This is a genomic window from Streptomyces sp. NPDC060027 (assembly GCF_042737005.1).
GTDB lineage: Bacteria > Actinomycetota > Actinomycetes > Streptomycetales > Streptomycetaceae > Streptomyces.
In genome coordinates, this window is the sequence record NZ_JBHWVI010000402.1 from 1 (window position 1) to 3,664 (window position 3,664).

3 protein-coding genes are annotated in these 3,664 nt (G+C 69.5%); 1 reads left to right on the forward strand and 2 read right to left on the reverse strand.

Annotated features, from left to right (window positions below; all coding sequences use genetic code 11):
* Nucleotides 1-144: 144 nt before the first annotated feature.
* A complete protein-coding gene (locus tag ACFWBT_RS42265; protein ID WP_385709934.1) occupies nt 145-582 on the reverse strand; it encodes an SRPBCC family protein in 438 nt (145 codons plus the stop codon).
* Between the two features lie 124 nt (nt 583-706).
* Nucleotides 707-1,504 carry a metallophosphoesterase gene (locus ACFWBT_RS42270; RefSeq protein ID WP_385709937.1) on the reverse strand — a complete coding sequence of 266 codons (798 nt, stop codon included), beginning with the start codon at nt 1,502-1,504 and terminating at the stop codon, nt 707-709.
* 296 nt (nt 1,505-1,800) lie between these two features.
* Between ACFWBT_RS42270 and ACFWBT_RS42275 the strand changes: the two genes are divergently transcribed.
* Nucleotides 1,801-3,597 carry an AMP-dependent synthetase/ligase gene (locus tag ACFWBT_RS42275; RefSeq protein ID WP_385709939.1) on the forward strand — a complete coding sequence of 599 codons (1,797 nt, stop codon included), beginning with the start codon at nt 1,801-1,803 and terminating at the stop codon, nt 3,595-3,597.
* Nucleotides 3,598-3,664 lie beyond the last annotated feature (67 nt).

Sequence of the window (3,664 nt, forward strand, 5' to 3'; positions counted from 1 at the left end):
CTCCTCCCCCCCGGGGGGGGTGGGGGCCCGGGGGGGGGGGGCGGCGGGGGCCAAACTTGGTGGGGGCTCTGGCGGGGTGCCTTCTGGGGCTCGCCAGAGGGAGGCGCGGGCCGCCCGGGGGTGGGGGCGGGCGCCGGTGGGTGGTTAGACCGTCTCTTCGACCCGCTTCTTCAGGCCCGCCAGCGCACGGTCGATGATGACCTTCTCGGCCTTGCGCTTGATCATGCCGAGCATCGGGATCTTGACGTCGACGGTCAGCCGGTAGGTGACCTCGGTGCCGGTGCCCGCGGCCTTGAGGATGTAGGAGCCGTCCAGGGAGCGGAGCATCTGGGACTTGACCAGGGTCCAGGAGACCTCGTGGTCGCCGGTCCAGGTGTACCCGAGGGTCTGGTCGTCCTTGATGGCGCCGGCGTCCATGACGAGGCGGACCTGTTCGGCGCGGCCCCGCTCGTCCGTCCCGAGCACCTCCGCCTCCTTCACCTCACCCGTCCAGTCCGGGTAGCGGGCGAAGTCGGCGATCACCGCCATGACGTCAGCCGGTGCCGCCTCGATCGTGATGCTCGAACTGGTGTGTTCCGCCATCGCGGTGGCTCCTCCAGATGCGGTCCGGTGAGGGAGGTCGGTGCGCACGTGTGTGCAGCGTGAAGGCTACCGCGCACGACCACGGGCGCTGTCACCCCACCTGCCGTTCAGCACCGCCGCCGGCTCACCACTCCAGCACCCAGGGCCGGCCCGACCCCGCGAAGTGCCCCACATTCACGCATTCCGTCGCCCCGACGCGCATCCTGCGGACAAGGGGCTGGTGGACGTGACCGAAGAGCGCGTACCGGGGGCGCGTACGCCGGATCGCGTCCAGCAGCGCACGGGAACCGCGCTCGAAGCGGCGCGCCACGGTGTCGTAGACCAGCTCCGGCACCTCCGGCGGGATGTGCGTGCACAGCACGTCGACCTCACCGACCGCCTCGATCTTGGCCGCGTACTCCTCGTCGCTGATCTCGTACGGCGTCCGCATCGGCGTCCGCAGCCCCCCGCCGACGAAGCCGAAGACCCGTCCGCCGATCTCGACCCGCTCGCCGTCGAGGACGGTGGTGCCGGGTCCGGCGTACTCGGACCACAGCATCGGCATGTCGACATTGCCGTAGGTCGCGTACGTCGGCGTCGGGAACGCGGCGAACATCTCGGCGTACTGCTTGCGTACCGCCTTCTCGATGGCGGCGGCCCGGTCGGTGCCGATGCCCGCCCACAGCCGGGCGCCGAACGCGCGCGCCTCCTCGAAACGGCGTGCGGTGCGCAGCTCGACGATGCGGTCGGCGTTCTCCACGCCGAACAGATCCGGGAAGATGCCGCGCGCGTGATCGGCGTAGTCGAGGAAGAGGACCAGGTCACCGAGGCAGATCAGGGCGTCGGCGCCGTCGCCCGCGCGGGCCAGGTCCCGGGCGTTGCCGTGCACGTCACTGACCACATGAACGCGCGTCCGCGGATTACCGACCGGTGTGGATGCCATGACGATCAAGCGTAGGCCTGTGCGGCAAACGTGAACAGAGGCGGCCGGACCTGCGATTACTGGCTAGTCAGGAAGGGCGTGGACTACTGTGCGCGAAGGAACGCCAACACGTGTGACGCATAGAACATCTCGTCGGGACCCCCTGTCGAAGAAGCCATACCGACGGGTAACGTCCGGGCAGTCCAGTCGTACTCAGGAATTCAACAAGTGATCTCCTGAGTACCTGCCCGAGCCTTGGACCGCACCGTCGCATCACACAGAGTCGTGGCGTCGGCGCCCTATGAGGAGCAGCAGTCTTGCGCGAGTTCAGCCTTCCGGCTTTGTACGAGGTCCCTGCGGACGGAAATCTCACCGATATCGTCCGTAGAAACGCCGCGCAGCATCCCGACGTGGCCGTCATCGCCCGCAAGGTGGGCGGCACGTGGACGGACGTCAGCGCCACCACCTTCCTCGCCGAGGTGCGTGCCGCGGCCAAGGGCCTGATCGCCTCGGGCGTGCAGCCCGGTGACCGGGTCGCCCTGATGTCCCGTACCCGCTACGAGTGGACGCTGCTCGACTTCGCGATCTGGAGCGCCGGCGCCGTCACCGTGCCGGTGTACGAGACCAGCTCCGCCGAGCAGGTGCAGTGGATCCTCGGCGACTCCGGTGCGACCGCCTGCGTCGTGGAGCTGAGCACGCACGCGGCCTCCGTCGAGTCGGTGCGCGACCGGCTGCCCGCCCTCAAGCACGTCTGGCAGATCGAGGCCGGCGGCGTCGAGGAGCTGGGGCGCCTGGGCAAGGACGTCAGCGACGCCACCGTCGAGGAGCGCAGCTCGCTCGCCAAGGCGGACGACCCGGCGACCATCGTCTACACCTCCGGAACCACCGGCCGGCCCAAGGGCTGCGTCCTCACGCACCGCGCCTTCTTCGCGGAGTGCGGCAACATCGTGGAGCGGCTGCGCCCGCTGTTCCGCACGGGCGAGTGTTCCGTCCTGCTCTTCCTGCCGCTCGCGCACGTCTTCGGGCGGCTCGTGCAGGTCGCGCCGATGATGGCGCCGATCAAGCTGGGCTGTGTCCCGGACATCAAGAACCTCACCGACGAGCTGGCCTCCTTCCGGCCGACGCTGATCCTCGGTGTGCCGCGCGTCTTCGAGAAGGTCTACAACTCGGCGCGCGCCAAGGCCCAGGCGGACGGCAAGGGCAAGATCTTCGACAAGGCGGCGGACACGGCGATCGCGTACAGCCGCGCGCTGGACACCCCCTCGGGCCCGTCGCTCGCCCTGAAGATCAAGTACAAGACCTTCGACAAGCTCGTCTACAGCAAGCTGCGCGCGGTCCTCGGCGGGCGCGGCGAGTACGCGATCTCGGGCGGCGCGCCGCTGGGCGAGCGGCTCGGCCACTTCTTCCGGGGCATCGGCTTCACGGTCCTGGAGGGCTACGGCCTCACCGAGTCCTGCGCGGCCACGGCCTTCAACCCGTGGGACCGTACGAAGATCGGCACGGTCGGCCAGCCGCTGCCCGGCTCCGTGATCCGCATCGCCGACGACGGCGAGGTGCTGCTGCACGGCGAGCACCTGTTCAAGGAGTACTGGAACAACGAGGGCGCGACCGCCGAGGCGCTGGCCGACGGCTGGTTCCACACCGGTGACATCGGCACCCTCGACGAGGACGGCTACCTCCGCATCACCGGCCGCAAGAAGGAGATCATCGTCACCGCGGGCGGCAAGAACGTCGCCCCGGCCGTGATCGAGGACCGGATCCGCGCGCACGCGCTGGTCGCGGAGTGCATGGTCGTCGGCGACGGGCGCCCGTTCGTCGGCGCGCTGGTCACGGTCGACGAGGAGTTCCTGGTCCGCTGGGCCGAGGAGCACGGGAAGCCGGCCGGCTCGACCGCGGTGTCGCTGAGCGAGGACGCGGACCTGATCGCCGCCATCCAGGACGCGATCGACGACGGCAACGCGGCGGTGTCCAAGGCGGAGTCGGTACGCAAGTTCCGCATCCTCGCCCATCAGTTCACCGAGGAGTCGGGCCACCTCACGCCGTCCCTGAAGCTGAAGCGCAACGTGGTCGCGAAGGACTACGCCAACGAGATCGAGGCGATCTATCGGGGCTGATGCCCGAGCGACCGGGTTCCACCCCAGTCGGGAACTCCACGGCTCGGCCCCCTTCACTGGAGGGGGC